Genomic DNA, 25,488 nt, shown 5'->3' with positions numbered 1-25,488 from the left:
TATTTAGACTATTAATTCAGAGTATATAACCAGATATGGATTCAACCCTAAAAGCCGTCCAATGAAATCTGTTATGAATTCAACGGGCGGCTTTGGCTGTTCACTTTTTTATAGAAGGAAAGATTACTCTTCGCCCCACACTACGGTGATTTCATTCAGATCCTTGTTGGTTGCAGACACCGAACCTGTGATGGTTACGGCATATTTGCCATCTTCACGACCCACGATGCTGAAGCCGTCTGCCTGGATATCCTGCGTGTTCTGGCTTAGATTTTTGGTCTGGTAGTAGTCTTTGTAGGATGTTCCAACGGTCAGCAATGATTCTTTGGTCGTGTACGTGAGCACGACTTTTTTATTGTCGCCGTCTACATTGCTTTCAATGAGGCTGATTGCCTTTGCATCCTTCGGTAACGGGAAATCTGCTGGCAGATACTTGGACTTCACGCCTGACGCCTGTGTGTTCGTGCCTGTGGATGGTGATGTTGATCCGCTGTTGCCTGTGGATGTTGACCCACCAGAAGAGCTCGAAGAGCCGATGCTTACTTTATTGTTTTGGGAATCATACTTCACTTCGGTCTTCAACGCATCAGCAATCGAACGAACGGGGAGATATGTACTGCCTTGATATGTAATTGGCGCAAGCTTTTTGCCCTGGTCACCTGTCGGTGTAAATTTATGTCCGTTCACTTCGATGGCGAGCCCATGGTTCAGATAAGCTTTGATTGTCTCAAGTTGTGTACCTGCATATACACCTGCCGATCCGGTTAACACCATGCCAAACACACCCGCAGCAATCAACCACTTTTTGCTTTTCATCCCTAAACGCCTCCTGAGTTCAAATGTCAGCCTTATGCATAATACGATTCAAGCGATCGCTCGATGTACGCGAAAGACTCATGTAGTTATGCTCATCATGTATGGGTACGAGCTTATTCGGATAACAGCCCGTTGTTCCACCAAATGTTAGCAATATAATAGCATCTGACAAGAGGTTGTAAACGATAAATGGACAAAACAGGACCAAGGGCGTACAAAAATAGTCTTTGTCGTATGCCCGTTGTTCTCTGGCTAGTTAAGTTGTTCTTATATGAATAAAGTCCCGAAATCCGGACCATACATATGAAGCTAATTATACACGCACAACAGTTGCGAAATTAACCAATGTATTAGATAATTATTTGTCGATTTGTGGTCGAAGGAACGGAACTCTAGGGGGATTAAATACGATGAATAACAATAACAGTACATTTGACCAGTCTATTAACCGGATCTCTACCGGATCAGAAAAATGGGATGCGCTTGAGGATATCTTCGGCGCTGCTGATGCGCTTCCGATGTGGGTGGCCGATATGGATTTTGCTGCTCCACCATCCGTCATTCAGGCCCTGCAAACACGGATGGAGCACGGGATTTTTGGTTATACAGTACGGACTGAAGCGTATCATGCAGCTGTTGCAGGCTGGATGGAACGGCGCCACAACTGGAAAATTAACGATGACTGGATTGTATTCACTCCAGGTATTGTGCCCGCACTCAGCATTGCTGTACAACGATTCACTCAACCGGGAGATGCAGTGGTCATCCAAACCCCGGTGTATGCTCCCTTCTATGAAGTAGTACGTGGTCAGGGCCGTGAACTGATCACCAATCCTTTAGTAGAGAATAACGGTCATTACACGATGGATCTGGAACAACTGGAATCCAGCTTGCAGACCGGTCGGGTCAAAATGCTGATTCTGTGCAGTCCTCATAACCCGGTTGGACGTGTATGGACTCGTGAAGAGCTTGAAGGGCTTACGTCACTATGTCTGCAATACAACGTACTGATGGTTTCAGATGAAATCCATGCCGATCTTGTTCATCAGCGCGGAACCCATACACCACTGACCCTGATCTCGGACGCCGTCTCTGATCTAAGTATCATCTGTACGGCTCCAAGTAAAACGTTCAACATTCCTGGCCTCTGCACATCCAACATCATCATCCCCAATGCCAAGTTGCGAGAATCGTTTGCGCAGGGTGTAAAAACGATGGGACTTGCCAGTATCAGTACACTGGGAGCTGTGGCAACCGAAGCTGCATACAATGGGGCCGAGGAATGGCTGGATGAGTGCCTTGCCTATATCCGTGGAAATATGGAGTATGTACAACAGTATGTTACGGAACACATGCCACAGATCAAAATGCATCTGCCCGAAGCAACCTATCTGTTATGGATGGATTTCCGGGAATTGAATATTCCCCATGCACAACTATGCAACATGCTGCTTCATGAAGCAGGGCTTGCTTTCAATGACGGGAGCTTCTTTGGAACAGAGGGTACAGGGTTCATGCGTATTAATGTAGCCTGTCCACGTTCTACGGTTGAAGAGGCGATGCGCAGGTTATCTGTGTTGGTCAGCAATGTGTCGGGCAAATAAACTGTCAGTTACATCTATGTACGTTGCGAACAGAACGTGTACTGTTCGTTAAATGACGAATATTTGTCAAAATAGAAAAAGGGGTGCCCCGTAGTCAAGTCCATGACTCACATTCATGGTCAACGACTCCACAAGGGGCACCCTTTTGTATTCAATCTTTTTATTTATTGAACATAATTAAAATTACAGTGACATCGATATCGGCATCGGTGTCATTCTGTCGCATAACCTGTTCAGCAAATCTCGATCATGGCTTATGATCAGTAATCCCAGATCACGCTGGCGAGCCACTTCCATCACGGTATGCCAGATCTGTGCCTGAGTGATCGCATCCAGCATCGTTGTCATCTCATCTGCGATCACGTAACGTGTCGATGCACCGAGTGCTCGCGCCACACAGAAACGCTGCAGTTCTCCACCGGATAATTCACTCGGTCTGCGGTCCAACCAGGTTTGCTGAATACCCAAAGCTTCGAGCAACTGCTCATCTTGCACAGCTGCCTCTTGGAGTACACGACGCATTCGCCAGCGTGGATTCACAGCTTTCTCCGGGTGCTGGAACACCAGCTGAACCGGACATACTCCTGTACGAGGGAGTGGTCTCCCATCCAGTAGCACTTGCCCTGCCACAGGTTCGGCATATCCTGCAAGGATGCGTCCAAGGCTTGTTTTTCCACAGCCACTTGGTCCCCACAAGCCAACCACTTCTCCCTGTTGCACCTGTATGTTCATCTGTTGGAATACCCATGATTTCTGATCATAACGATAACTTGCCTCCCGTGCTTCAAGTGACATGGAAACACCTCACTTCTCCGCCCCGTACCTTACGAAGCTCTGGACGTTCATCGATACATACAGCGGTTGCTGCATTACATCGGGGAGCAAATGCACAGCCTGTGGTGATCTCTTGACCTGCCAACGGCTGGGAGCCTTGGAGTGGCTGAAATCCGTTCTGCGGCAACGCATTCCAGAGCGCTTTTGTATATGGATGACGCAGACATTCTCCATTCCCTTTAAAATCATCCACCTGCGCCGTCTCTACATTGGTCCCCGCATAAAATACAGCGATGCGATCGGCTGCTGTCAGGGATGTCGTGACATCATGGGTGATCCATAGGATACCTACGCCTTGATTTGCAAGCTCACGAAATTGCTTCATCGTCTCGGCCAGCACTTCGGGATGGATGCCTGGTGTCGGCTCATCTGCAATGATCAGTTTCGGCTGACCGGAGGTCGCTGTAGCCATCAACACCCGCCTTGCCATACCTCCGGACAACTCAAACGGGTATTTCCCGGCTGTTCCCCGAGGTAGATGATAACGATCCGTCAGCTCCTGCTCCGTCTTTCTCAAGTGAGTTTGATTCATGAACCTACGCTTCCGTCCCAAATCCAGGGTCACCGGCTGAACTTGCCTTCCCACCTTCATCAGCGGGTCCAAATAACTGACGGATTGTGGAATCAACATCAGTTCATCACCACGCAGATGAAGCTGCCGCTCCGGGGTCAAAGGCTCGCCACTATAGCTAATACACCCCTCCAACCTGGCATTGGCAGGTAGAATACCCATAATGGCCTGCGCCAGCACACTTTTACCCGATCCACTTGCGCCTACAACAGCCACGATCTCGCCCTCGTTTATGGAAAGATCCAGATTCTGAATGACATACGTCTGTTCATGCCCAAACCAACCACGAGCGCGCCGAAATGACACCGACACTCCCTCAATATCAAGCAGAGCCATATTTACCTCACCTCCCTTGAACTACCTGTACCCGTCAATGTCTTCAGACTGTTGCCCAATACATCAAACGCACGAACAACCAGCAACAATGCCAGTCCCGGGAAAAAGGCGAGCCACCACATGCCAGCAGATAAATATCTCATCGACTCTGACAAAATAATTCCGATGGCCGGTTGTTGTGGGGACAATCCCAGCCCCAGAAACGTAATGGCTGCCTCATGCAGAATCGCATGGGGAAAGATTAGCAGTACACCCACGAACAGCTGCGGGACCAGATGTGGCAGCATATGCTGCACCGCAATCTGTAACCGCGATTGACCCAACTTGTGTGAAATCTGAATGTATTCTGCGGATTTTAGCTGAATCATCTCCGCTCTTACAATCCGTGCCAGATTCGGCCAGTGCGTCAGCGCGATCGCTGCCGCCACTCCTGCCAGACCTCCACCGAATACAAAGGCCAGCATGACCAGCGATACCAGATGTGGCACACTCAGGAACAGGTCGATGATCCATGAGATTACCCGGTCAGCAACCTTGCTAGAAGCCGCCCCCAGACCAAGCAGTAGTGCGATCAGTCCGCCACCACAAGCTGCAAGCAAACCAACTTGAATGCTGGTTGCCAATCCTTTTAACGTGCGCATGAACATATCTCTTCCGAGCCAATCCGTGCCAAATGGATGCGCCCAGGTTGGAGCCATATTCCGATCCATTAATGAAGTCAGCGTAGAACCAGCCGGAAGAAGCCTGCCCGTCAACCACACAACAGCAATCCAGATCACCGCGAGGCTTCCCCAGATCACCGCTCTTTGGCGAGGGTTTCGGAAATTTTGGTCTCTGGCAGCCGTATAATCTTTTCTCGTTTGGCGTGTTGTCCCTGTTCCTTTTCCAGTCTCAGCTTGTAGAGACCCTGTATTAATGTTGTACCGTACCTCTTGATTCGCAGTTTTCACTTTCTGTGCTTCGGCTGTTTCTGCCGTCTGTTCGGAGGAGCGTTCTACCGTCTGCTTCATGACATCAGCTCCTCCTTCATCCGTGGATCAATCATACGATACAGAATGTCTGCAACCATATTACCTGTAAAAACAAAGATTGCACTGCACATCACAAGTCCAAGCAGCAGTGGAACATCTCCACGCAACCCCGCCTGAACCGTTGCCTGACCAAGGCCGGGGTATGAAAATACCTGTTCTGCAAGCACAGCCCCACCAAACAGTTCACTGAACGAAGCAAACTGCAGCGTGATGGCTGGCAAAACAACATGTCTGAACCCATGTCGACGGAACAGCTGAAATCCACGCTCACCCCGCGCTCTCGCAAACAGAATATAATCTGACTCGAGTACATCCGTGAGTTTCTGCCGGGTATGCAAAGCGATCGAAGCTACCCCAGTCAAGCTGAGGGTCAACGCTGGCAGAATCATATGAATAGCTCGATCTCCCCATGTGACCTGATCAGCTGACATTCCTGCGGGTACCCCAAGGCCAACTGGAAGCCATCCAAGCCACACCCCAAATACCATCAGCAGCAACAGCGCAATCCAGAATACCGGCGTGGAAGCCAGCGTATAACAATACCAACAGATCAGGCGATCCAGCTTCGAATTCCGTCTCATGGCAGCAACTACACCAAGAGTGAAACCAATGATGCCGGATAATATCCAAGCCACAGCCATAAGCGCAACAGAATTCATGAACCGTTCCTGGATAATATCCGCTACAGGCTGTCTGTAAATCATTGATGTCCCCAGATCTCCCTGAATCAGCGCTTGTCCCCAGGTTAGTAATCGTTCCACGGGAGATTCATTCAATCCCCAACGTTCTTCGATTAAACTGCGCTGTTCGGCGCTTACCCTGATCATGTCTCCACCAATGTAGGCTTCGATCGGGTCCACAGGAGAGAATTGCATTAATATAAAAGACAACACACTGACTCCAACCAATAAAGATACAAGTCGCAACATTTTAATACCAACAAATCTGGCCCATCCATTCCTGTCCGTCATCCAATCTCTCCCCAATTCAGGCTAAAGCTACCGGTACGTTTCCTACTTTGTACTGTTATCCCAGGACCATTCCTCCAGATTGGTTGTCACCGGCCAGCCGTGACCATGAGGATGGATCTGCTGCTCACCAATGTTCAGTCCATTCGTAACCAGATACAGATGATCTATATTTACGAGCCATGCCCATGGCGCATCACCCTGATAACTGAAACCTGTTGTTCCATCCCATTCCGCTTTCTGCCAGAACGGCAATGCCTCTTCTTCACTTGTTGCCTGAAGGGCTTTGTCCATCCAAGAATCCACGACAGGATTACTGTACAGCCCCACATTGTAATACCCTTCTCCTTTATGAGTACTGCTATAGAGGTTATACGTCTCTAGTGGATCATGACTGCCCCAACCAAATAACACAGCGTTGGAGAAAGCCAGCTTTTTTGTTTCTTCACGGCTTTTGCCTTCAACATTGATTTTGATTCCCGCCTGGGCTACCATATCCGCAGCAGCCAGTGCCAGAGATTGTCTTGTTAAATCACCTGCAAAATAAAGCAGATTGAACTCGGCCTTCACGCCGTTTTTCTCGACGATACCATCACCATCCGCATCCACCCAGCCACCAGCGGCCAGAATCTGCCTCGCTTCTTCGAGATTGGCATCCGTAAATACAGCTTCCGCATTACTCCAAGGCAGATCATCACTAACGGAATAAGCCGGACGACCATACCCTTCCAGTACACCCTCAACCAAAGCCTTACGATCAATCACAACATTCACCGCTTGGCGAATCGCCAGATCAGATGTCACATCATTCCCTGCGGGAAGACCCTCGCCCGACCTGGCACCAGCAGGTTGCATGGGGAACATGATGCCCCGGTTATCTACGGTTTTCACGGCCTCTAAGCTCATGCCATTCACCTGTTGCTTGCTAAACGCTGCCGGGATAGCAGCGATATCCACCGTACCTGCCTGTGCAGCGGCGTAGGCTGCATCTTCATCCAGATAGAGGAAGGTGAGTTTGTGGAATGCAGACTTGTTACCGTAATATTCTTCATTGGCTTCAACGATAGCCTGTTGTCCTTTGTCCCACTGAACCAGCTTGTACGGTCCTGATCCGACTGGATGTTCCGCATAATCAGCGCCATAGGCGTGTTCAGGTACAATGCCAAGTGTCGTCAGCAGACTGATGAATGTAGACTGCGGCGACTTCAATGTGAATATAACCGTGCTATCGTCGGGTGCCTGCACATCAGCCATATTCGTCAAATCAATCACAGACCCACTCTGAGCAGCCGTATTAAACGTAAATTTTACATCTTCAGCCGTAAGTGGCTCCCCATCAGCGAATTTTACATCATTCCGGAGTGTAACCGTCCAGGTCAGCCCATCTTCACTAACTGAGTATGCGGTAGCCAGATCGTTAACCAGTTGTAGCTTGGCATCCCGCTTCAGCAAGGTACTCTGGAAAAGTGGTGACCCATATTGCCCCCATCCGGTTGTTGGATCAAACCCGCCTTCCGGCTCGGTGCCAACGGCCAGCACCAATTCGTCTTTGGTTAAGGCTGTACCTGATCGTCCATCCTCTACTGATGAAGCTGTTGGCGCTGTGCCCTGTGCACAACCTGATAAACCAATGGAACATACAAGCAAGATGCCTAATCCTGTTCTAACTTTTCGTTTTCCCCATCTCCATGAAAATCTGCCCATTCTGGTCGTTCCCCCTCTAAAGTTGTGCTGCAATCACTTTTTCGTGTTACTTTTTAGAGAAATTGTAGCACAAAACATAAATCATATGTCAACAAAGTTAACTTCATAATCCATATTTTTTCAAATTACAGAATTAATAATTAAAAAGTTATATAACCGAGCATTTGTAGCTCTCTATAAAGTCAGGTATTATAACAAACAAAAAAAACAGACGTTGGCATTTAACCAATAATCTGTTTTTTTAGATTTGTTATATTTTCATAGAAATTACACTCGTATTTGTCTTACTCCGCAGATCGATGATGATGGCTGTGACCATGCTGACCCGCACTGTGATTGTGATCCAGGCCTTGATCCGGATTGCCATCCTGACGACTCTGAGCATGAGCCAGTTTGTTGAGTTCATCCACATAAGTCACAGACAGCTCCGCATACAAAACACCTTTTTGTACCTGGATCTGTTGATGCAAATGACGCAATCGTTCCAGGTTACCCCGTACGGCAATTACCTCCAGGCATTGGTCATGGTTCAGGTGCACGTGCATATTGGAAATGATGTCATGATGCGCCTCATGTTGCAGCTCCATCAAACGAATGGGAAGATCACTGATATGGTGATCGTAGACCATCACAATGGTGCCTGCCACATCCTGGTCGGATTGTAATGCAGAAGGTTGCAGTAATGTTTTGCGAACAAGATCACGGAAAGCCTCAGATCGGTTTTTGTATCCCTGTTCCTCAATATAGTGGTCAAACTGCTCAATTAGAGGTGTAGGAAACGCCACCCCGAACCGGGTCAAATCTTCTTTATCTGCCATACTTCTCCTCCTGCGCCCTCATTTGCTTCGAGTGTACCACAGACTTGTCTGCTCATCGACTATACTGTTTCATGAATCGTACTGCCGAATGTATCGCCTGTTGTCCAGCATCACTCTCCAGATCAAATTGATAATCATGTCCCAGCTTCTCTGATGAGTTTGAGAAAAACAAGGTTTCCACCTCAACATCAAGGCGCTTCAATACTTGTGCCAGCTCAATCGATTGACTGGTCAATGGGTCATCATTGCCTGAGGTAATAAATGCAGGCGGGTACGCTGCTGTGGCCTGAAGCACGGTCGACATTTCATGCAGACGTGGATAGTCTTCGAATGTTTTGACTCCGGTATATGACCAGAGAAATGTCCGTATAAGCGGAAATCCCGTTTCCGCTACTGTACTCAGATTGTAAGGACCACAGAATAGAAGAACTCCACGCAACTCTTCCGGCTGGGCGGCTGGTGTTATATTCATCAGTTTGGCGAGGGAAGGATTCGTCACCACTGCCGCAGTCTGACTTGCAATCTGGGCACCTGCCGAATTGCCTGCGAGAAATATTTTTTTTGGGTCACCCTGATACTCACTGACATGGTTCTTCACGTAAGTCAAAGCCTGATTCGTCTGGATCACGGGAGTGGGATATTTCGTATCCGGTGCGAGCGCATAATTCATACTGACCACAACGTAACCCTGCTTGGCTAATTGTACGGCATAATCTGCGATGTCCTCTTTGTCACCCAAGACCCATCCACCACCATGAACCCACAACACAACAGGCAAAGGTTCCGATGTTACGGAAGGATAATAGATATCCAGCGTACTGTCATTACGCCCTTCGTCTGCATAGGGTACATCCGCAACACGAGTTATCCCTTCCGAGAGCATAGTGTCCTTAGTGTCTGGATTAGCAATTTCAATCAATGATTTTAATAAAAATACTGTTATTTTGGGTGTCCATTGTGTACCAATCCCAATAAAACCTATGATCAAAATTAGTACAACGCTGGGAATCCAGTAACGTTTACGTTTAAAACCTTTGGCCCCCATACGTTTCGTTTCCAACTTGGACTGCAATAGTTCCACCTCGTTCCATCATCATCGAAGCGTCTTTACACCTAAAGTTGTGTACGTTGCGGAGAGGACCGGGTTTCCTCTTATTTGGGTCTCTTGGCGATTTCCTGTCTGACTTTCACATACGTAGTGGATACTTTTTGCTCCAGTGTGTGGATATGTTGTTTTGTGCCTGCCCACTTCTCTGCTGCAGACGCCAAGGTGTTCAATGAGCTGAGTACACGTGACGTTTGGCTTTGTTTTGTACTCTGTTTGAACTGTTGCAGGGCGTTTGCATATCGTTCTTTTGCCAGACTCGTCTGTTTTTTAGCCGTTTGAATCTGTTTCTTCGCGGAGTCGGCCCCTGCTAGCATAGCTCGTAAACGTTTTATTTCAGTGCTCTTCCGTTTACGTGCTTCGGCAAGTTCCTTTTTCTTGATCCGGATGTCTTCTCTGGCAAGCTTCACTACGGGTCTCAACGTCTCTGCCTGAGTGCGGATTGCTGTACTCCATTCCTTGTTTTTGATGGCTTTGGCTGCATCCAACTGTCGATTGACTGAACTATAGAGGGCGAATAGCGGTTCATATCGGGCTTGGGTTTGCTTTACCTTTTCAGCTAGAGCTGCGACCTTCGCATCATCGGTTTGTCTTATTTCTACACGTAATCGCTCCAATTCCGCAGTATTGGTGGCATGAAGTGTCTTTATCTTTTGTTCCCAAACCTGCTCTTGTGTCTTCCAGTTCCCCACTTTCTCGTACGCTTGCTTCAACGTTAGCTTGGTTTGTGCATCGGCTTTGTTCAAAACGGAGTCCCATGCTTTTTGCGCGGTTACGCCAAGATCTATGCCCGCTGCCTCGACTGAAGAAGCAAAGTAGATCGTGCTTGCGCTGAACAGAATCACAAGCCCTATAAGCAGGCGTGATCTGAAAATAAGATGAGCGAATGATGGGAATTGACGCCGCCGGACGTTACTTTGTCCCATCATCTGACTAGGGCTACCTGCTATTGGAGAAGGGTATAAAATGTCACTCGTCTCCATTAAAGCGATATCTTCTGTAGCTATATCTTCGATATGCTGTCGCCCCTTCTTCTCTTCTACTAAACCGTGATGTTCTATGAAGTTATGAGAGCTTGATCGTTCCAATAGGGAACAACATACCATGGCCTCCTGTTCATTTATCGTTTCCTTCCATGCTTCTGTTTGCATGCGTCTCTACACCCTTTCTTCTAAAATATTTAGCAGAATAGCCAACGAAATCAGCGAACGACAAAAAAGCACCCGCAAGTCAGGCATTTGCCTGCTCTTACGGGTGCTTCCCTCATAAGCCGTTCCATATGAGATTCGATTGAACGAGTTGCTCGAACCTTTCATTTTTCTAATATATTCCATTCGTTGTATCTGGTCAAGTCGTGCTAGCTTGACTGTTCTAATATCTGCCCTTCAATCAACGGGAGAACCCTTCCCGCTTATAGTTAACAACTGATACAGCTCAGCTTATTGATTGACCAAAATAGCTTTCATTTCCTCGGTCAGATCCTCTTCTTTCAGCATCATATAGATGTTCTCGCCACGAGTTACATTCAACTTGATCTGATAGATGGTATCTTTCTCTGTTAGATAACCCGACCGTTGACGATTGAGTAGATCGCTAATGATTTTTTTGTTTTTGGTCGCGACCTGCTTCTTGATGCTAAGACTCCCATCGATATATTCTGACTGCGGAGTGGCCCACTGAAGCGAACCCGGACTGTTGATCTCTTGCTTCACAAACTGAGCGGAGACAATCTCGTCTGCCTGGACAAGCAACTGATCGTATAATTTGTTCTCCTTCAGCCAAGTCAACACCCGATCATAGCTAGGTTTGATCTCAAAATTCCACATCTCTTTCGGTTGAAATGGATCTTTTGAAGACGAATCCTGATTCATCTCCGCGTAGGCAAACGACTGCCACGGGGAGCGCTGTTCTTCATAGGTCTGATCCAAAATGTCCTGTTTCAACAATGCTTTGAACTCACGGACTTGCTCCGGATTGCTAATATAAACCTTCCGGTATGAACTTATGGCAGAGCGAATGCCGAAACTTAATGCATCTTCATCCAGCTTATACGTTTCAAAGGCGACTCTTTTGTAATCCTGGGACTGTTTCAGAGCCATTAATTCCTGATGGAATTCGGCTTCTGGAATATAGTATTTACGTTTCATCACTTTGCCGTTATCCAGCTTGTAGTTAATAAATATATACTCATCATTACGCATACCTGTATTGATCGGATCATTCAGTAAAGGAAGATCGGAATCCACGATTTTTTGATGAAGAGCGATAACTGCCCCAATATATTCCGGATCATTAGAATAGAGGTGAGCATCGCCCTTTTTCTGACTGACACCGTTACTGTAGGTATAACTCTCCCCACCAAGCTTGATGCTGTTCACCTTGCTCATTTCAGGCACTCGAGCGGCGTATCCATTCCAGTCGGCAATAGGTACGTATAGTATCAGACCAGCGATGATACCATATAGAATCAACTTGGGTAGCAGCCTGCTGCTCCAGATCAGCCATGTTTTGCGAATAATCATCTCGGCAACGATATAACCTACAATTCCTCCGAGGATATATCCGAAGATTCCCCATCCAGCTGATCCTCTTGGAGCAATCATTGTAAAGTAACCTCCGCCAATCAGAACCAATGTAAACATCAATCCAAAGCGGAATATAGGTTTTATAAGCTTAAACGTAACTGCTTGAGTAGCAGATTCAACCTGTCTCTTCGCATAAAGCACATAAGTTAGAGGAATAAACAGGATTGCAAATATCCCATAGATAATTAATTCCTGACGGATTACAGGGAGGATACTAATCGAACCCACACGCAGGACAAGTGAGAGTTTCTCCGCATTAATGCCTACTTTATCATAAGCATATCCGAGCAAATAATGTTGGAGATGAAGTGACATAATGAACCACACGACAACAGGTAACAATAGGAGCGCGTACACGGTGAGCCCCTGTAATACAGATTGCCCGATACACATACCGACCGCCACAGTTAGCATGAACATAAACAGCGAGTAGATACTCATGCTCAAGCCCCACATCCAGATCGTACTGCCATCGAACAGAAAAGCCGGTTGATCCAGTACCGCCCACACCCAGCCGGTAATCGCAGTTGTAATCCAGATTGGAATCAGGATCATGGCATATCCGGTCAACAGATTCACCGTTAACAGATGTTTACGACGTAACGGCAAACTATGAAATAGATCCGAAGGTGCACCGGATTGAACATAGCGGAAAAGAAAGATACCCGCAGCTACCGGCAGTGTAATGGCGAACAAAATCTGCACTTCACCATTAGCCTGAAACAAACTTGTAATCTGTTGTGGCACATCCCTGTACTCGGTAGCGATATATAACGGAAGTGAGAACAACAATGTGATGAGATATAAAATGCCTATCCATCCATGCTGTCTGAAATTTTGGATCAGGATGCCCCGGTTACAGAACAATCGGTTGAATATCATACCCTGCGTCCTCCATTTCATAGATAAAGATTTCTTCGAGCGTCAAAGGCAGTACATCCAGCAGATACGGATCATGTACACGGAATTGATCCGTTACCTGTTGTCGGTTGCCTTTGACAATGTACAGGGATACACTTCCCCGTTTCTCTTCATGCAAAATATCAATCTGCTCATCCATGGCTTTGGCATGGTCCGGGTGGCGGAATGCGACTTGGATTTTATGCGTATCGGCCTTCAGATCATCAAGATCCTTCTCTACAATAATTCGGCCTTTGTGCATAATCGCCACATGGTCACACAGATCTTCGATCTCACGCAAGTTGTGCGACGAGATAACAATAGTTACTTGACGCTCAGCTGCTTCCTGGAACAGCAAGTTTTTGATCTGCTGGCGCATGACCGGGTCGAGGCCATCAATCGGCTCATCCATCAGCAGCACTTCAGGCATACAGCTAAGTCCCAGCCATACGGCTGCCTGACGGCGCATGCCTTTCGACATACGATGCAGCTTGCGTTTTACATCCAGTTTGAATACGGTGGCCAGTTGCTTGAACCGCTCCTCATTCCAGCGCGGGTAGACAGAACGATAAAATGCAGCCATTTGAGTAATTGAAGATTGCGGGAAAAAGTAGGGCGAATCTGCCATAAAAATTGTGCGGCCTTTGAGGTCCATATTTTCATAAATCTCATTATCTTCGATACGAACAGTCCCGCTGTCCTGACGATAAATGCCAGCCATCATTTTGAGCAGCGATGTCTTGCCTGCCCCGTTGGAACCGAGCAAACCATAGATTGACCCCTTATGTATGTGCATCGTTACGCCATCCACTGCCTTTTCCTGTTCAAATGCTTTGACGACTTGATTCAGCTCAATCATGAGGCTCCTCCTTCTCTATACGGGCCATCGCTTCCTCAAACAAAAGCCTCATATCCGCTTTGGTTAAACCGGAATACGAAGCTTCTGCAATCAACTTCACCAGAGACTCTCTGATCTCATCTCTCATGGCTTCATTCGGATGTTCCACTGACGATGATACGAAGCTCCCTTTTCCCTGCAAAGAATAAATGTAACCTTCACGTTCAAGCTCACGATACGCTTTCTGAATCGTATTTGGATTCACGGTCAGCTGCGTGGATAACGCACGAACGGAAGGAAGCTGCTCGTCGGGCTTTAGAATACCGTATACGATCATTTCTTTGACTTTGTCCACAAGTTGCTCGTAGATCGCCTTACGGCTGCGTACATCTAATTCGAACATCCCGCACCTCCTTTCTGTAAATGTGTGAAATAACCTATGGGTTTTAAATGACTGTATCTGAGGTGTATGTGTAGTTATCTGGGTGTAGAAAGGCATTACCTAAGCTGTACAGCTGTACGTATTCAACTCTTATGTGTATTAACTGTACTACTATTATTAATACAGTTAAATCGAATTGTCAACCGTTGACTTTGACTTCTTGTTTTATTGGGAGTACGTTAATAAAGATAGGTTATATGGTTTAAATGACATATGTATTTTGGGGAAGCAGGTTCATTCCGGCTTAGGACGCGGCATGATCAGGGTGGCGTTCACATGAAGTGAAGCAAAACGGCTATCTGAAGCGATGTGGCTAGATGTGGCTACTTGAAGTGATACGGCTACCCAAAACCTTTTGCTTGACCACTTTTGACAGAATTACATGCCAAGGTTGTTCAGGTCTTTCCCCTTCCGTTATGATGGAGATAAAATTATGTTCAGTGATCACTGTGTCTTTGTTACTTTTTTGTGCGCGTTTAATCTGATTGATTGTTAGGTCTGTTATTCGTTATATATGTTGTGTTGCGTTGCGTTATAGACCTATTGTCTGCACAGTAGTGGCTGTTTAGCAGGTAGCTTATCAGAGTTAGCAAAACTGTGTATTTGCTTAAATTCGGTTTTGCACAAATGAGCTACTATGCAGTGGTCGAGTGTAGACTGGGCCCGTTATTCGTTTGGTCTGTTGGTCTAACATCCGAAGGTCGATATATGATTAGCGTTGATTGGATTGGGGCAGTCTTCAGCCTTTTTAGTCGTTTATCTGTTCGTTTGGAGGGCCAACTCGTGCTGTCCGCACTGAGCATACATATTGTAGATATGTCTTTCAAAGGGTGGACACGGACATGAGAAAGCACTTCGGAATTGATATTCTACATATAGATCATTTTTAATTTTATATCTGAAAACATCTATATGTAGTGTTTCATATTCCTGGATGGATATAGTATCTTTTAAGAAAAGTGTCCACTCTTTGAAAGACAAAATTAAGATGAATGTCCTTTTGTAGTGGACAAATACATGCCCGAATTCCATTTATATAAGTTGGACTATACATTTACACAGAAATAACAAGGCAGTAATAACTCAAAGAAGTGTAGCTAAAAGCTTGTTGTAAGTACGATGCTATGGAGGCATATGCTACGCCTCTAATACCTCATAAGGAGAATCCGAGATGAATGAACATAGACAGGATGAAGATCAGAATAATAAATCAAACGCATCATTCGAAAATAGTGGACACCACGGGGATTCAACTGGGGAAATAAACACTTCAGATATAAGTCCGGTTCAAACAAATTCATCACAACGTGTGTTAATTGTAACTGCGGTTGATGCGGAAAAAGATGCGGTCCTCCGTGGTTTGGGAGATACGGCCGCGGAACGATTTGATGTCATCACTGCGGGCGTTGGCCCAGCCTCAGCCGCAGCAGGAACAGCCGCTACATTGGCATATGCCGTAGCGGCTGCAAGTACTAGGGCATTGGCGCAGGGTTCCACTACGCCAAGCCCATCCGATGTGGCACAGGCATCTGCCACATCTTCAAGGCCGGGGCCCCTTGCTGGAGCCGGATCTTCACCAGCCTACATGCTGGTGATCAGTGCCGGCATCGGCGGCGGGTTCCCCGGCCGGGCGGACGTCGGCTCCCTCGTGGTAGCGGACGCCATGGTTGCCGCCGATCTGGGCTCGCAGACGCCAGACGGCTTCCTTAGTGTGGACGAGCTCGGATTCGGCTCGTCCATTGTGGCGGCGGACGCGGAGCTTGCCGCTCGCCTGCGCCATGAGCTGCAGCGGGCTGGGCTCGCTGTCAGCGGAGGCACTGCGGTCACCGTGTCTACGGCGACCGGAACAGCGGAGACGGCCGCGGAGCTATTGCGCCGCGTGCCGGATGCCGCCGCCGAAGGCATGGAAGGCTTCGGCGTGGCAACAGCTGCCCAGCAGTTCGGCGTGCCAGCACTCGAACTGCGGGCCATATCCAACGCGGTCGGTCCACGCGACCGCGACGCTTGGCGCATCAAGGATGCCCTCGATGCGCTTCAGGCTGCAAGTTCCATTATACGGGAGGTTATTACATCATGAAAATTGCATTTTCCCCTTGTCCAAACGATACATTTATCTTTCACGCGTGGGTACACGGGTTGATCCCGGGCGCACCTGAGCTGGATGTCCGTTATGCTGATATTGATATCACCAATGGTCTGGCGGCAAATCCCGATGGACCCGACACACCTGAAGTGATGAAAATATCTTATGCAGCACTGCCATACGTGTTATCTGACTATGCTCTGCTTCCTGCTGGAGGCGCACTTGGCAGAGGATGTGGTCCGTTGGTTCTGACCGCAAATGGCACGACCGATCCAGCATATCTGTCTGGACGACGGGTTGCTGTGCCAAGTGAACGCTCGACAGCATATCTATTATTCCGTCTGTGGGCAGCGCAAAATGTTCCGGGTGGTGTAGGCGAGATTGTTGTCATGCCATTCGACCAGATCATGCCTGCTGTGCGAGACGGCAAGATCGATGCCGGACTTGTCATCCATGAAGCACGCTTCACGTACCAGAACTATGATCTCAAACTAATGACAGATCTCGGGAACTGGTGGGAAAGCGACACAGGCCTTCCGATCCCGCTTGGAGCAATCATCGCACGTCGCAACATGGATGCTCATGCCCTCGCCGGATGGGCACGCGCGTCGGTTGAATATGCATGGGCGCACCCGGATGAGTCGAGAGCATACGTTATGGAACATGCCCAAGAAATGGACCCTGACGTAGCTGCACAGCACATTGGACTGTATGTTAACGAATTCAGCGCCAACCTGGGTGATGATGGTTACGGCGCAATCACTGCACTGCTTGGCCGCGCCATGAAAGAAGGACTCGTTCCTGAGTTCGACCTTGATCTGTTGCGAATCTAACATCTATATCTGTACGCTCTATAACCAGCGCACCTTATTTAGCCGAATAACGTGGTATGAGAATTCTAAAGAATCTCAGACACCGTATTCGGCTAAAATTCGTTCATATCACCGACAAACTCGCTTCATTCCACACAATAACGCTTCTACGATTCGTTAGAAATTGGTATGTGCGGATTTTCGGCGTATAGCGTGCGCTCGTTTCGTTAGGGTCCTGTATAGGGTGTTCATTTGATACAAACTTCTTAGTATCCAGGGTGATGGCGATGTCCTTGCCATCTTTTATTTTTAGAGCTTAGTTACTTAGGGGTAGTAAAGGTCGTATTCAGGAGGGCACGAATCGGAGTCTGTCCTTTAACTTCCCCGTACCTGTTTTGCTGAATTCCTACCTTCCAGCAACAGTTATATAAGCCTTACCGGGTTTCGGATTTGAGGTTCGTGGTTGCGGTTTTAGAGTCTAATCTTTAACTAGGCAAAAAACTTTCATCAAGATACTTTGCTGCAGACTAGTGACCTCACTAACCATGTTGGACTACACTACACATGACACACGAAATAGAAAGAGCTGTCCCTAACGTCAGACTTAAGACGATGGGACAGCTCTTTTTTCACTCTATGTTCAACTTCATATCTATACTCATATCTATCACTCTACTCAACCCAAGATCGAAGCAGAAAGAAACCCATGCAACTCCACGCTCTCCACTTCATCTTGAACCCTACTGTACTCCATCATCCCAACCCCCTGCTCTCCCTCTCGCAACGGCGATCTACGAATCCAACCAACCATCGCCTACGATCTGCTGCAACCGCAGCCAAACAATCGGAACCATCCCTATGAATCAGCCACAACCGTGCGAATCATGATCCGCAGCGCATCCAGCATCATGGGAATAGGCAGCGACGGGACAGAAGGCTGCAACACAGCCATCTCTGTGGAGGCGGGAAAGTGTACAAATCCTGCACGGATCGGAAGTTGCCCTACTCGAATGTAATCCAGCACCCGGTACATCGTGTTGTTACATATATACGTACCTGCTGTATTGGACACGGTAGCTGGAATACGCGCTGCGGACATGTCATTCACCATGGCACGTATGGGCAACGTGGAGAACAAACCGTCCGGGCTGCCGTTTACAATTGGCTCGTCCACAGGACGCTGTCCCTGGTTATCCGCGTAGGAGCCAGGCGGAATGTCTTTGACATTCACGGCAATCCGCTCCGGTGTGATGGACGTTCTGCCCTTGGCCAGCCCACAGGCGATGACCACATCTGGCCGATAGGCTTCCATCTCTGCGATCAGCAGGTCTGCACATTCATCAAAGTGCACGGGCAACAGTACTGTTTTTAGCTCAGCACCCTCGATCACTTCGTTTGCAAGAGCATCCATTAACGCCCCCGTCGGATTCACCGCATCCCCGCCAAAAGGTTCAAACCCGGATATCAGAATCTTCACCATCACACGTCAGCTCCTGTCTGTTACTCCGATTTGTAACGTAATCCCCACTGGCCCCGAATCGTGTCCATCAGCTTCATGATTTCCAAGGATTCGTCCAGTTTAATGGTGTTGCTCTCCGTCCGACCTTCGAGGATACAACGTCCCGCTTCTTCTGCCTCAAAAGCATAACCAATGCACGTTCGATCATCGGTGAACTTCTCGGGCTCGTCCTGACCATTCACATGCAGATAGGCTTCTTTGCCCGCCAGGAATAAAGGAAGACGAATCTTGCCTTCCGTACCGTATATGACTGCTTCATTGCTAAGGTTCAGACGAATGGCAGCACTCAGTGATGCAGAACGTCCCTCAGAATAGGACAACAATACGGAAAATTGCTCGTCCACACCCGTCTCACCGATATTGGCCGTACTCCATACATGCTGGGGCTGTTCGCCAAAGATCATCGAAGCAAAGGAGATCGGGTACACCCCTGCATCCAGCAAAGCTCCTCCACCCAGATCCGGATTAAGCAACCTTCCTTCCGGCTCCCAGCCGACACGGAATCCAAAGTCTGCCTGCAGCAAACGTACTTCACCGATTCGTCCTTCTGCAATCCATGCTCTGGCTTGAGCGATCGGCGGCAAAAAGCGTGTCCACATCCCTTCCATCAGGAAAAGGTTACGCTCCCGTGCCGTCTCCACCAGTTGCTCCAACTGACGTGCATTCATCGTAAACGGCTTTTCACAGAGCACCGCCTTGCCTGCCTCCAGACAAGCCATTACATTCTCCTTATGCACAGGGTGAGGTGTTGCCACATAGATAATATCTACCTCAGGATCTTGCAGCATCTCATCATAAGAACCGTAAGCGCGTGCAAAACCATATTCAGCTGCAAACTTCTCCGCACTTCCCGCTGTCCGTGAACCTACCGCTGCTTTCACTGCGTTCCCCGCATGCTCCAAATCCCTTGCAAACTGGGATGCAATCCATCCCGTGCCCATAATGCCCCAGCGTACTTTGTCCCGTCCCACTACTTCTGTCATATTTAAAGCCTCCCTACTGCAATTTGAGTTGAAAAGGTTCATGATTCTGATCAGGCCAACATGTTATCCCCTTTATTTTACCAAAAAGAAACGCTTACGTCAGAAAACGATTTCGATTATGTGCTTTCAATAGAATCCAAGCTCATCAGGGCCTCGAACATATCTGTATACATTTCAATTCTCCAGTAGATTTGCTAAGATTATCAGCAGACCTTGGCCAAGAATTCTTGTCCCTAAGCATACTTGTTACTAACGACAATCTGGTTAAACTATCGATCACATCTGATAACAGGATCAGGATCATATACCCTGTGCTATTCATAAAACATCTGACTATACTGCAAACGCGCTTTTGACAAGACAGCCAGTAATCATAACATCATGCAAAACGCATCAATAGACATTCAAGAAAGACGTTCAGGTCCGAGAAAATATAGTGCGTTCCAGATTCAATCATTACCTAAACTGTTCAAAAGAAAGGAGGACGCATAACATCATGACTACCATCCCTGGTACCGCCCACAGCTGCATGAATCCACACATGTTGCATCAGCAGACAAGTCCCAATGCAGAAAAGGAATCCTCAACCCGAGCAGATCTGAATGCATTCCTGAATGATACCCTGATCGAACTTCGTCAGGCAGAACATATTATAACCCGTGGGGAATGGCGCTGGTCCACAACTGAGCTGGCTCATCATACCTTCATATACATGCACAAATTCACAGGCCAACTGATCATGAATGAGATCAAATCTCATGTGGTTCGCAAATCAGCCTGTCTGTCCCTACCAGGAACTGCAATTGAACTGATTAGTGATGATGACCATGATATTGAACTGTATATGATTCACTTTGATCTGTATCGGGCTACGGAGAAAACAAAAGCCAGACGAATCTACGAACGTGAGCTCAGTTCACCTGTTACAGGCTGGATTCAGGGCCCGTTTTACGGTATACAGCGCATTGCCGCACAGCTTACACAATTAAGCAATGAAGGTTTGGAAACAGGCCTCAAGGCACAGCTCTTCCTGACGGAACTGTTACATATGCTCTGGCCCCAAGAAGACCAGACTGACGTAGGGGCTGGGCAGGATGAACCCGAACAGTGGCTCAGGTCCACCCTGCAATACATGCGCGAAAACTATATGCACGAGATCAAGCTCGAAAAGTTGGCTGAACTGGCTGACATGCACCCGTCCTATTACTCGCAGCTATTCAAGAGCCGCATGCAGAAAAATCCGATTGAATACATCACTCATCTGCGTATGAACCGGGCCAAGGAATTACTGCTCACTTCCGATCTGCGTATCCGGGATGTGGCTCGTGAAGTGGGTTACCGTGACGAGTTTTATTTCAGCCGACGTTTCCGAAACCATGCCGGTTATGCGCCAACTTCCTATTCGAAGCAGGTCCACCGAAATATCGTGTCACTCTCCTATCCATACACGGACCACCTGATGACACTTGGCATCACGCCATGCGCAGCTCAGATCCAAGGCCATCTTCCTCATATGCCCAAATCGCTGACGCTGCCCTTTCACGCCTATGAACCTTGGGAACAGGGACGTCAGGCTTTCCTGGATGTGAATCCCGAATTGATTCTGACCAAGGACAATGCAGCTGCCAAAGCGATGGAGCATATTGGCGATGTCGCTCCCATCATCACGATTCCCTGGAACCAGACTGACGTCTTTGGTCATCTGCATCAGATTGCATCCATTGTGGATCGTACCCAAGCAGCGACAGATTGGCTGGATCGACATGAACGCAAGACAGAGCGTGCACGCAAAAAAATCAAGGAATTCGTCGGGGACATCACCGTTGCTGTTGGCACGTTAACGCCTAAAGGTCCACGGATGTACAGCCATCGGAACTTTGGACATGTCTTTTATCGAACCTTGCAACTGGCCGCTCCTCAGCGTATTCAGACCGAACTGGCTGGCAAATCTCCCGGCGTTGGATTCAACTGGCTGCCCTTCACACCAGGAGAATGGGACGGACTGGAGGCAGATGTGCTGGTACTGGCGATTAATTCTATGCATGAAAAGGCAACACTGTTGAAAGAGATGGCTTCGAATCCACTGTGGAACAGCCATCCTGCGGTAAAAAACGGACGTGTACATCTCATCGACTGGAACTCATGGGTTGTATATGCTCCATATTCCATCAACATCCAGCTCGATGAAGCGCTCTCTATGTTGACGAACAAACCTTCACTTTTGTAATCTAAAAAATGTCCATCTCCAAAATCTTAATTTATGCCATGTACGGGCCTGAATTAAGATTTTATAATGATCACTAATTGATAATGATAATCAATAACAATGAAATACGTTGTTGGTACCAAAGGAGTGACCCGTATTCAACATCCGGGACTGCCACATCGTCCGTCTAATTCAAGAAAATCTGCAGTGACTGTTGGGCTGACGTTTTTGTCTGCCATAGCCATACTGCTGCTAAGTATGTTTGTCGCAATCTCTTTAGGTGCCAAAGGGTTAACGCTGGAAACCGTATGGGCTGCCATATTTCAGTACAACCCAGCTTTGACACCACATCAGATTATCCATGAGCTGCGGTTGCCTCGTGTCCTTGCCGCGGTTATGATCGGCGCTTCCTTTGCTGTTGCAGGAGCTTTAATGCAGGGCATTACACGCAATCCGCTGGCAGACACAGGCATTCTGGGCATCAATGCTGGAGCCACTTTTGTCGTAGCACTGAGCTTTGCCTTTTGGCCCGGACTGCCATACGGCTGGATTATGTTTTTATCATTCATGGGGGCTGTTCTGGGCACACTGCTTATCTTCCTGCTTGGAATGGCAGCACCTGGTGGTCTGAATTCCATTAGACTGACCGTTGCCGGAGCCGTTATTGCAGCCATGTTAACCTCGCTCAGCACAGGCGTTGCCATTTATTTTGACCTGAGTCAGGATCTGGCCTTCTGGTATGCGGGAGGTTTCGGTGGAATAGAATGGCGGCATCTCAAGCTGATTCTTCCCGTGCTGCTCGCCACACTAATACTGATTATGCCACTTGCCCGGCGTGTATCGCTTATGTCACTCGGTGAAGAAGTGGCGATTAATCTCGGGATCAACCTGCGCTGGACGAGATTAATCGCCCTTGCAGCGGTTGTTGTGCTGGCTGGTGTGTCCGTGTCGGCAGTAGGCTCCATTGGATTTGTCGGACTGGTCATCCCTCATATCTCCCGCAAACTGGTGGGTGTGGATTATCGGCTCATCATTCCGATGTCTTCTCTGCTTGGAGCGATATTACTGGTGCTCGCCGATCTGGGCTCACGCATCGTGAACCCGCCCGAGGAGCTCGCGGTAGGCATTATGGTCGCTTTTGTCGGTGTACCGTTCTTCCTCTATCTGGCCCGTAAAGAAAGGAGGGCCTTGTAGCGATGAATTTCAATACACCTTCACGAGGTAAACGTTCGATCATCGTCAGTATCACGCTGCTCTGCATCGCCATTGCCGTTATTGTGATCAGCCTGAACACCGGAACCATTCGTCTCTCCCCAATGGCTGTGTTACAGACTTTGCTTGGTAATGGCAATTCGGATGATCAGATTGTACTGTTTGATTACCGACTGCCTCGCATCCTGGTAACTGTATTGGCTGGAGCAGGACTTGGTATTGCCGGAGCGGCCTTGCAAGGGATCACCCGCAATCCACTTGCGGACCCGGGGATTCTGGGATTACATGCGGGGGCAGCCTTTGGACTAATGGTGTTTGTTAGTCTCTCCTTTACGATGGATGGCTCTGTGGCCTTGCTAATCCCGTTGTTTGCTTTTGCAGGAAGTGTGGCCGCCGCCCTGATCATCATGCTGTTATCTTATGATCGCCATAACGGCGTATCGCCCATTAAGCTGATTCTGGTGGGAATCGCGGTAGCGGCCGGGTTCCATGCGTTAACACTCTACCTATCCCTGCGTCTGGATGAAGATACCTATTCCTTTGCCGCTCGCTGGCTGGCAGGAAGCGTCTGGGGCCGGGATTGGATTCATGTGCAATCTTTGCTTCCTTGGGTGGTGCTATGTATTTCTTATATTTGGAGTCGATCCAAAACACTCGATGCCTTCAATCTTGGAGATGCTGCCGCAACCAGTATCGGGACACCTGTCCGATCCCAACGTATTATTTTGCTGCTCTGTGCCGTGGCTTTGTCTGCCGTTAGTGTATCGATGGCTGGTGGGATCGGCTTTATCGGTCTGGCAGCACCACATCTGGCACGCAGGCTTGTCGGTCCGATGCATCGGCATCTGATCCCTGCTGCCGGGCTCATCGGTATGGTTATTCTGGTGACCGCTGATACGATCGGGCGAACGATCTTTCAGCCTAATGCCATTCCGGCAGGTGTGGTGGTTGCTGCGATTGGTGCACCTTACTTTTTGTACCTGTTAGTACGAAGCAAGTGATCTTTTTTTCAGAAAACAATTAAGACATCCAAGAGATGTTCAAGGAGAATGTGACTACCCATGTTAAAGAAAAATCTTATGCTTGTTATGAGTATCTGTCTGGTACTTGTACTCGCAGCCTGTGGAACGACCAATAATTCACCATCTGCTTCTGGTGGTTCGTCTACGGATAATTCAACCAAGAATCAAGACAACAGTGCAAGTTCGGGAGAGCAACGCATTGCCTCCATGTCGATCCATCTGACCAATGATCTGCTGTCTCTCGGCATTACTCCGGTTGGTTCCGTTATCGGTGGTGAAGCCAAAGGCTTCCTGTCCCATGTTGCTGATCAACTTCAAAATACAACACCACTTGGTCCGGTTAAAGACCCGGATATGGAAGTTTTGCTTGCCCTGAAACCCGATGTGATCTATCTGGACGAAGAATTCTCCGGTGGTGATATTGCCAAATTCGAAAAAATTGCTCCGGTGCATGTCTTCAATCTGAATAACGGTACATGGCGCGACCATCTGAAAGAGATTGGCAAACTCGTGAATCGCGAGAAAGAAGCCGAGCAATACATTCAGGACTACGCGACCGAAACAGAAGAAGTGAAATCTCTGATTCATGACACGATTGGTGATGGTACTGTGATGGCGATCCGTGTTACTGCCAAAGAATTACGTGTATTCAGTACACGCCGTCCCATGGGTCCCATTTTATATGAGGATCTCGGTCTGACTCCTGCCAGAGGGATCACAGATATCGATTCGACTAAACCTTATCAAATTGTCTCCCGTGAAATATTGCCGGACTATGATGCAGATGCGATCTTTGTGGTTGTGAATTCGGATGATGAAGCCCAGACCATGTTCAAGGAGCTGCAAAACAATCCGATCTGGCAAGGTCTGAAAGCAGTCAAAGCCGGCCACGTCTACCCGATTGGCGCACAACCTTGGCTCGATTACTCATCGATCGGTAATAAAATGGCCATGGATGAAGCCAAAGAAATGTTCTCCAAAAAATAAACAAAAAACCTCACTTTGAAATCGGAACAGCGTCTGTATGAATCATACGTACACTCTATTCCCCTCAAAGCTGAGGTTTTTTTTGGTTTGGATCTGCCTGCAAGCTGTAGTC

At 48.0% G+C, this 25,488-nt stretch carries 21 protein-coding genes; 7 read left to right on the top strand and 14 right to left on the bottom strand.

The window, feature by feature from the left end; translation table 11 throughout:
* Positions 1-123 precede the first annotated feature (123 nt).
* Positions 124-816: a stalk domain-containing protein gene (locus ACE04G_RS09055; protein ID WP_339307153.1), complete on the bottom strand. Its 693-nt coding sequence runs from the start codon at positions 814-816 to the stop codon at positions 124-126.
* Positions 817-1,226: 410 nt separating this feature from the next.
* Between ACE04G_RS09055 and ACE04G_RS09050 the strand changes: the two genes are divergently transcribed.
* Positions 1,227-2,420 carry a MalY/PatB family protein gene (locus ACE04G_RS09050; RefSeq protein ID WP_339307151.1) on the top strand — a complete coding sequence of 398 codons (1,194 nt, stop codon included), beginning with the start codon at positions 1,227-1,229 and terminating at the stop codon, positions 2,418-2,420.
* 183 nt (positions 2,421-2,603) lie between these two features.
* Here the strand turns inward: ACE04G_RS09050 and ACE04G_RS09045 are convergent, their stop codons facing one another.
* The 11 genes from ACE04G_RS09045 to ACE04G_RS08995 all read right to left on the bottom strand — a co-directional run bounded on the left by ACE04G_RS09045 (position 2,604) and on the right by ACE04G_RS08995 (position 14,513).
* Positions 2,604-3,215: an ABC transporter ATP-binding protein gene (locus ACE04G_RS09045; RefSeq protein WP_339307149.1), complete on the bottom strand. Its 612-nt coding sequence runs from the start codon at positions 3,213-3,215 to the stop codon at positions 2,604-2,606.
* Positions 3,205-4,161, bottom strand: coding sequence for an ABC transporter ATP-binding protein (locus tag ACE04G_RS09040; protein ID WP_449005267.1), 957 nt, complete (start codon positions 4,159-4,161; stop codon positions 3,205-3,207). Before ACE04G_RS09040 ends, ACE04G_RS09045 begins: the two co-directional genes overlap by 11 nt.
* Before the next feature lie 2 nt (positions 4,162-4,163).
* Positions 4,164-5,171, bottom strand: coding sequence for an ABC transporter permease (locus ACE04G_RS09035; protein ID WP_449005266.1), 1,008 nt, complete (start codon positions 5,169-5,171; stop codon positions 4,164-4,166).
* Positions 5,168-6,163: an ABC transporter permease gene (locus ACE04G_RS09030; RefSeq protein ID WP_449005265.1), complete on the bottom strand. Its 996-nt coding sequence runs from the start codon at positions 6,161-6,163 to the stop codon at positions 5,168-5,170. The genes ACE04G_RS09035 and ACE04G_RS09030 overlap by 4 nt, the downstream gene beginning before the upstream one ends.
* Before the next feature lie 42 nt (positions 6,164-6,205).
* A complete protein-coding gene (locus ACE04G_RS09025; protein WP_339307141.1) occupies positions 6,206-7,864 on the bottom strand; it encodes an ABC transporter substrate-binding protein in 1,659 nt (552 codons plus the stop codon).
* Positions 7,865-8,148: 284 nt separating this feature from the next.
* Positions 8,149-8,682 (bottom strand): nickel-responsive transcriptional regulator NikR, encoded by a 534-nt coding sequence (gene nikR, locus ACE04G_RS09020; RefSeq protein WP_339307139.1) that lies wholly within the window; start codon positions 8,680-8,682, stop codon positions 8,149-8,151.
* Positions 8,683-8,734: 52 nt separating this feature from the next.
* Entirely contained in the window at positions 8,735-9,754 is a 1,020-nt protein-coding gene (locus tag ACE04G_RS09015) for an alpha/beta hydrolase (RefSeq protein WP_339307137.1), read from the bottom strand.
* Positions 9,755-9,834: 80 nt separating this feature from the next.
* Positions 9,835-10,938 (bottom strand): hypothetical protein, encoded by a 1,104-nt coding sequence (locus tag ACE04G_RS09010; protein ID WP_449005263.1) that lies wholly within the window; start codon positions 10,936-10,938, stop codon positions 9,835-9,837.
* A gap of 288 nt (positions 10,939-11,226) precedes the next feature.
* The gene (locus ACE04G_RS09005; RefSeq protein ID WP_449005262.1) at positions 11,227-13,254 is read right to left on the bottom strand and encodes a hypothetical protein; all 2,028 of its coding nucleotides are present in this window, start codon (positions 13,252-13,254) and stop codon (positions 11,227-11,229) included.
* On the bottom strand, positions 13,229-14,131 hold the full coding sequence (locus tag ACE04G_RS09000) for an ABC transporter ATP-binding protein (protein ID WP_047841850.1): 903 nt from the start codon (positions 14,129-14,131) through the stop codon (positions 13,229-13,231). Before ACE04G_RS09000 ends, ACE04G_RS09005 begins: the two co-directional genes overlap by 26 nt.
* A complete protein-coding gene (locus tag ACE04G_RS08995) occupies positions 14,124-14,513 on the bottom strand; it encodes a GntR family transcriptional regulator (protein WP_449005261.1) in 390 nt (129 codons plus the stop codon). The genes ACE04G_RS09000 and ACE04G_RS08995 overlap by 8 nt, the downstream gene beginning before the upstream one ends.
* 1,210 nt (positions 14,514-15,723) lie before the next feature.
* Here ACE04G_RS08995 and ACE04G_RS08990 point away from each other — a divergent pair.
* On the top strand, positions 15,724-16,629 hold the full coding sequence (locus ACE04G_RS08990; RefSeq protein WP_449005260.1) for a futalosine hydrolase: 906 nt from the start codon (positions 15,724-15,726) through the stop codon (positions 16,627-16,629).
* Complete coding sequence (locus ACE04G_RS08985) at positions 16,626-17,468, top strand: 1,4-dihydroxy-6-naphtoate synthase (protein ID WP_036672450.1); 843 nt, start codon at positions 16,626-16,628, stop codon at positions 17,466-17,468. Before ACE04G_RS08990 ends, ACE04G_RS08985 begins: the two co-directional genes overlap by 4 nt.
* An 835-nt stretch (positions 17,469-18,303) precedes the next feature.
* Here ACE04G_RS08985 and ACE04G_RS08980 read toward each other — a convergent pair.
* Together ACE04G_RS08980 and ACE04G_RS08975 are read right to left on the bottom strand one after the other, a co-directional pair.
* Entirely contained in the window at positions 18,304-18,927 is a 624-nt protein-coding gene (locus ACE04G_RS08980) for a pyroglutamyl-peptidase I (protein WP_449005259.1), read from the bottom strand.
* A 20-nt stretch (positions 18,928-18,947) separates the two neighbouring features.
* A complete protein-coding gene (locus ACE04G_RS08975; RefSeq protein ID WP_036672452.1) occupies positions 18,948-19,949 on the bottom strand; it encodes a Gfo/Idh/MocA family protein in 1,002 nt (333 codons plus the stop codon).
* Between the two features lie 496 nt (positions 19,950-20,445).
* Here ACE04G_RS08975 and ACE04G_RS08970 point away from each other — a divergent pair, with 496 nt between their 5' ends.
* From ACE04G_RS08970 to ACE04G_RS08955, 4 genes are all read left to right on the top strand, one after another.
* Positions 20,446-22,176, top strand: coding sequence for an AraC family transcriptional regulator (locus ACE04G_RS08970; RefSeq protein WP_221818973.1), 1,731 nt, complete (start codon positions 20,446-20,448; stop codon positions 22,174-22,176).
* A 99-nt stretch (positions 22,177-22,275) separates the two neighbouring features.
* Positions 22,276-23,349: a FecCD family ABC transporter permease gene (locus ACE04G_RS08965; RefSeq protein WP_449005258.1), complete on the top strand. Its 1,074-nt coding sequence runs from the start codon at positions 22,276-22,278 to the stop codon at positions 23,347-23,349.
* A 2-nt stretch (positions 23,350-23,351) separates the two neighbouring features.
* Positions 23,352-24,368 carry a FecCD family ABC transporter permease gene (locus ACE04G_RS08960; RefSeq protein WP_221818971.1) on the top strand — a complete coding sequence of 339 codons (1,017 nt, stop codon included), beginning with the start codon at positions 23,352-23,354 and terminating at the stop codon, positions 24,366-24,368.
* Between the two features lie 60 nt (positions 24,369-24,428).
* Positions 24,429-25,376: an iron-hydroxamate ABC transporter substrate-binding protein gene (locus ACE04G_RS08955; RefSeq protein ID WP_449005257.1), complete on the top strand. Its 948-nt coding sequence runs from the start codon at positions 24,429-24,431 to the stop codon at positions 25,374-25,376.
* Positions 25,377-25,488: the final 112 nt, after the last annotated feature.

Source organism: Paenibacillus sp. AGC31 (genome assembly GCF_057334655.1).
Note: the sequence above shows the minus strand (reverse complement) of the source record. Positions and strands in the feature narration are given on the sequence as shown.

What these genes read in the sequence shown, in the direction of transcription:
- ACE04G_RS09055 (WP_339307153.1), bottom strand. Translation starts at nt 816, where the DNA reads ATGAAAAGCAAAAAGTGGTTGATTGCTGCGGGTGTGTTTGGCATGGTG.
- ACE04G_RS09050 (WP_339307151.1), top strand. Translation starts at nt 1,227, where the DNA reads ATGAATAACAATAACAGTACATTTGACCAGTCTATTAACCGGATCTCT.
- ACE04G_RS09045 (WP_339307149.1), bottom strand. Translation starts at nt 3,215, where the DNA reads ATGTCACTTGAAGCACGGGAGGCAAGTTATCGTTATGATCAGAAATCA.
- ACE04G_RS09040 (WP_449005267.1), bottom strand. Translation starts at nt 4,161, where the DNA reads ATGGCTCTGCTTGATATTGAGGGAGTGTCGGTGTCATTTCGGCGCGCT.
- ACE04G_RS09035 (WP_449005266.1), bottom strand. Translation starts at nt 5,171, where the DNA reads ATGAAGCAGACGGTAGAACGCTCCTCCGAACAGACGGCAGAAACAGCC.
- ACE04G_RS09030 (WP_449005265.1), bottom strand. Translation starts at nt 6,163, where the DNA reads ATGACGGACAGGAATGGATGGGCCAGATTTGTTGGTATTAAAATGTTG.
- ACE04G_RS09025 (WP_339307141.1), bottom strand. Translation starts at nt 7,864, where the DNA reads ATGGGCAGATTTTCATGGAGATGGGGAAAACGAAAAGTTAGAACAGGA.
- nikR (WP_339307139.1), bottom strand. Translation starts at nt 8,682, where the DNA reads ATGGCAGATAAAGAAGATTTGACCCGGTTCGGGGTGGCGTTTCCTACA.
- ACE04G_RS09010 (WP_449005263.1), bottom strand. Translation starts at nt 10,938, where the DNA reads ATGCAAACAGAAGCATGGAAGGAAACGATAAATGAACAGGAGGCCATG.
- ACE04G_RS09005 (WP_449005262.1), bottom strand. Translation starts at nt 13,254, where the DNA reads ATGATATTCAACCGATTGTTCTGTAACCGGGGCATCCTGATCCAAAAT.
- ACE04G_RS09000 (WP_047841850.1), bottom strand. Translation starts at nt 14,131, where the DNA reads ATGATTGAGCTGAATCAAGTCGTCAAAGCATTTGAACAGGAAAAGGCA.
- ACE04G_RS08995 (WP_449005261.1), bottom strand. Translation starts at nt 14,513, where the DNA reads ATGTTCGAATTAGATGTACGCAGCCGTAAGGCGATCTACGAGCAACTT.
- ACE04G_RS08990 (WP_449005260.1), top strand. Translation starts at nt 15,724, where the DNA reads ATGAATGAACATAGACAGGATGAAGATCAGAATAATAAATCAAACGCA.
- ACE04G_RS08985 (WP_036672450.1), top strand. Translation starts at nt 16,626, where the DNA reads ATGAAAATTGCATTTTCCCCTTGTCCAAACGATACATTTATCTTTCAC.
- ACE04G_RS08980 (WP_449005259.1), bottom strand. Translation starts at nt 18,927, where the DNA reads ATGGTGAAGATTCTGATATCCGGGTTTGAACCTTTTGGCGGGGATGCG.
- ACE04G_RS08975 (WP_036672452.1), bottom strand. Translation starts at nt 19,949, where the DNA reads ATGACAGAAGTAGTGGGACGGGACAAAGTACGCTGGGGCATTATGGGC.
- ACE04G_RS08970 (WP_221818973.1), top strand. Translation starts at nt 20,446, where the DNA reads ATGACTACCATCCCTGGTACCGCCCACAGCTGCATGAATCCACACATG.
- ACE04G_RS08965 (WP_449005258.1), top strand. Translation starts at nt 22,276, where the DNA reads ATGAAATACGTTGTTGGTACCAAAGGAGTGACCCGTATTCAACATCCG.
- ACE04G_RS08960 (WP_221818971.1), top strand. Translation starts at nt 23,352, where the DNA reads ATGAATTTCAATACACCTTCACGAGGTAAACGTTCGATCATCGTCAGT.
- ACE04G_RS08955 (WP_449005257.1), top strand. Translation starts at nt 24,429, where the DNA reads ATGTTAAAGAAAAATCTTATGCTTGTTATGAGTATCTGTCTGGTACTT.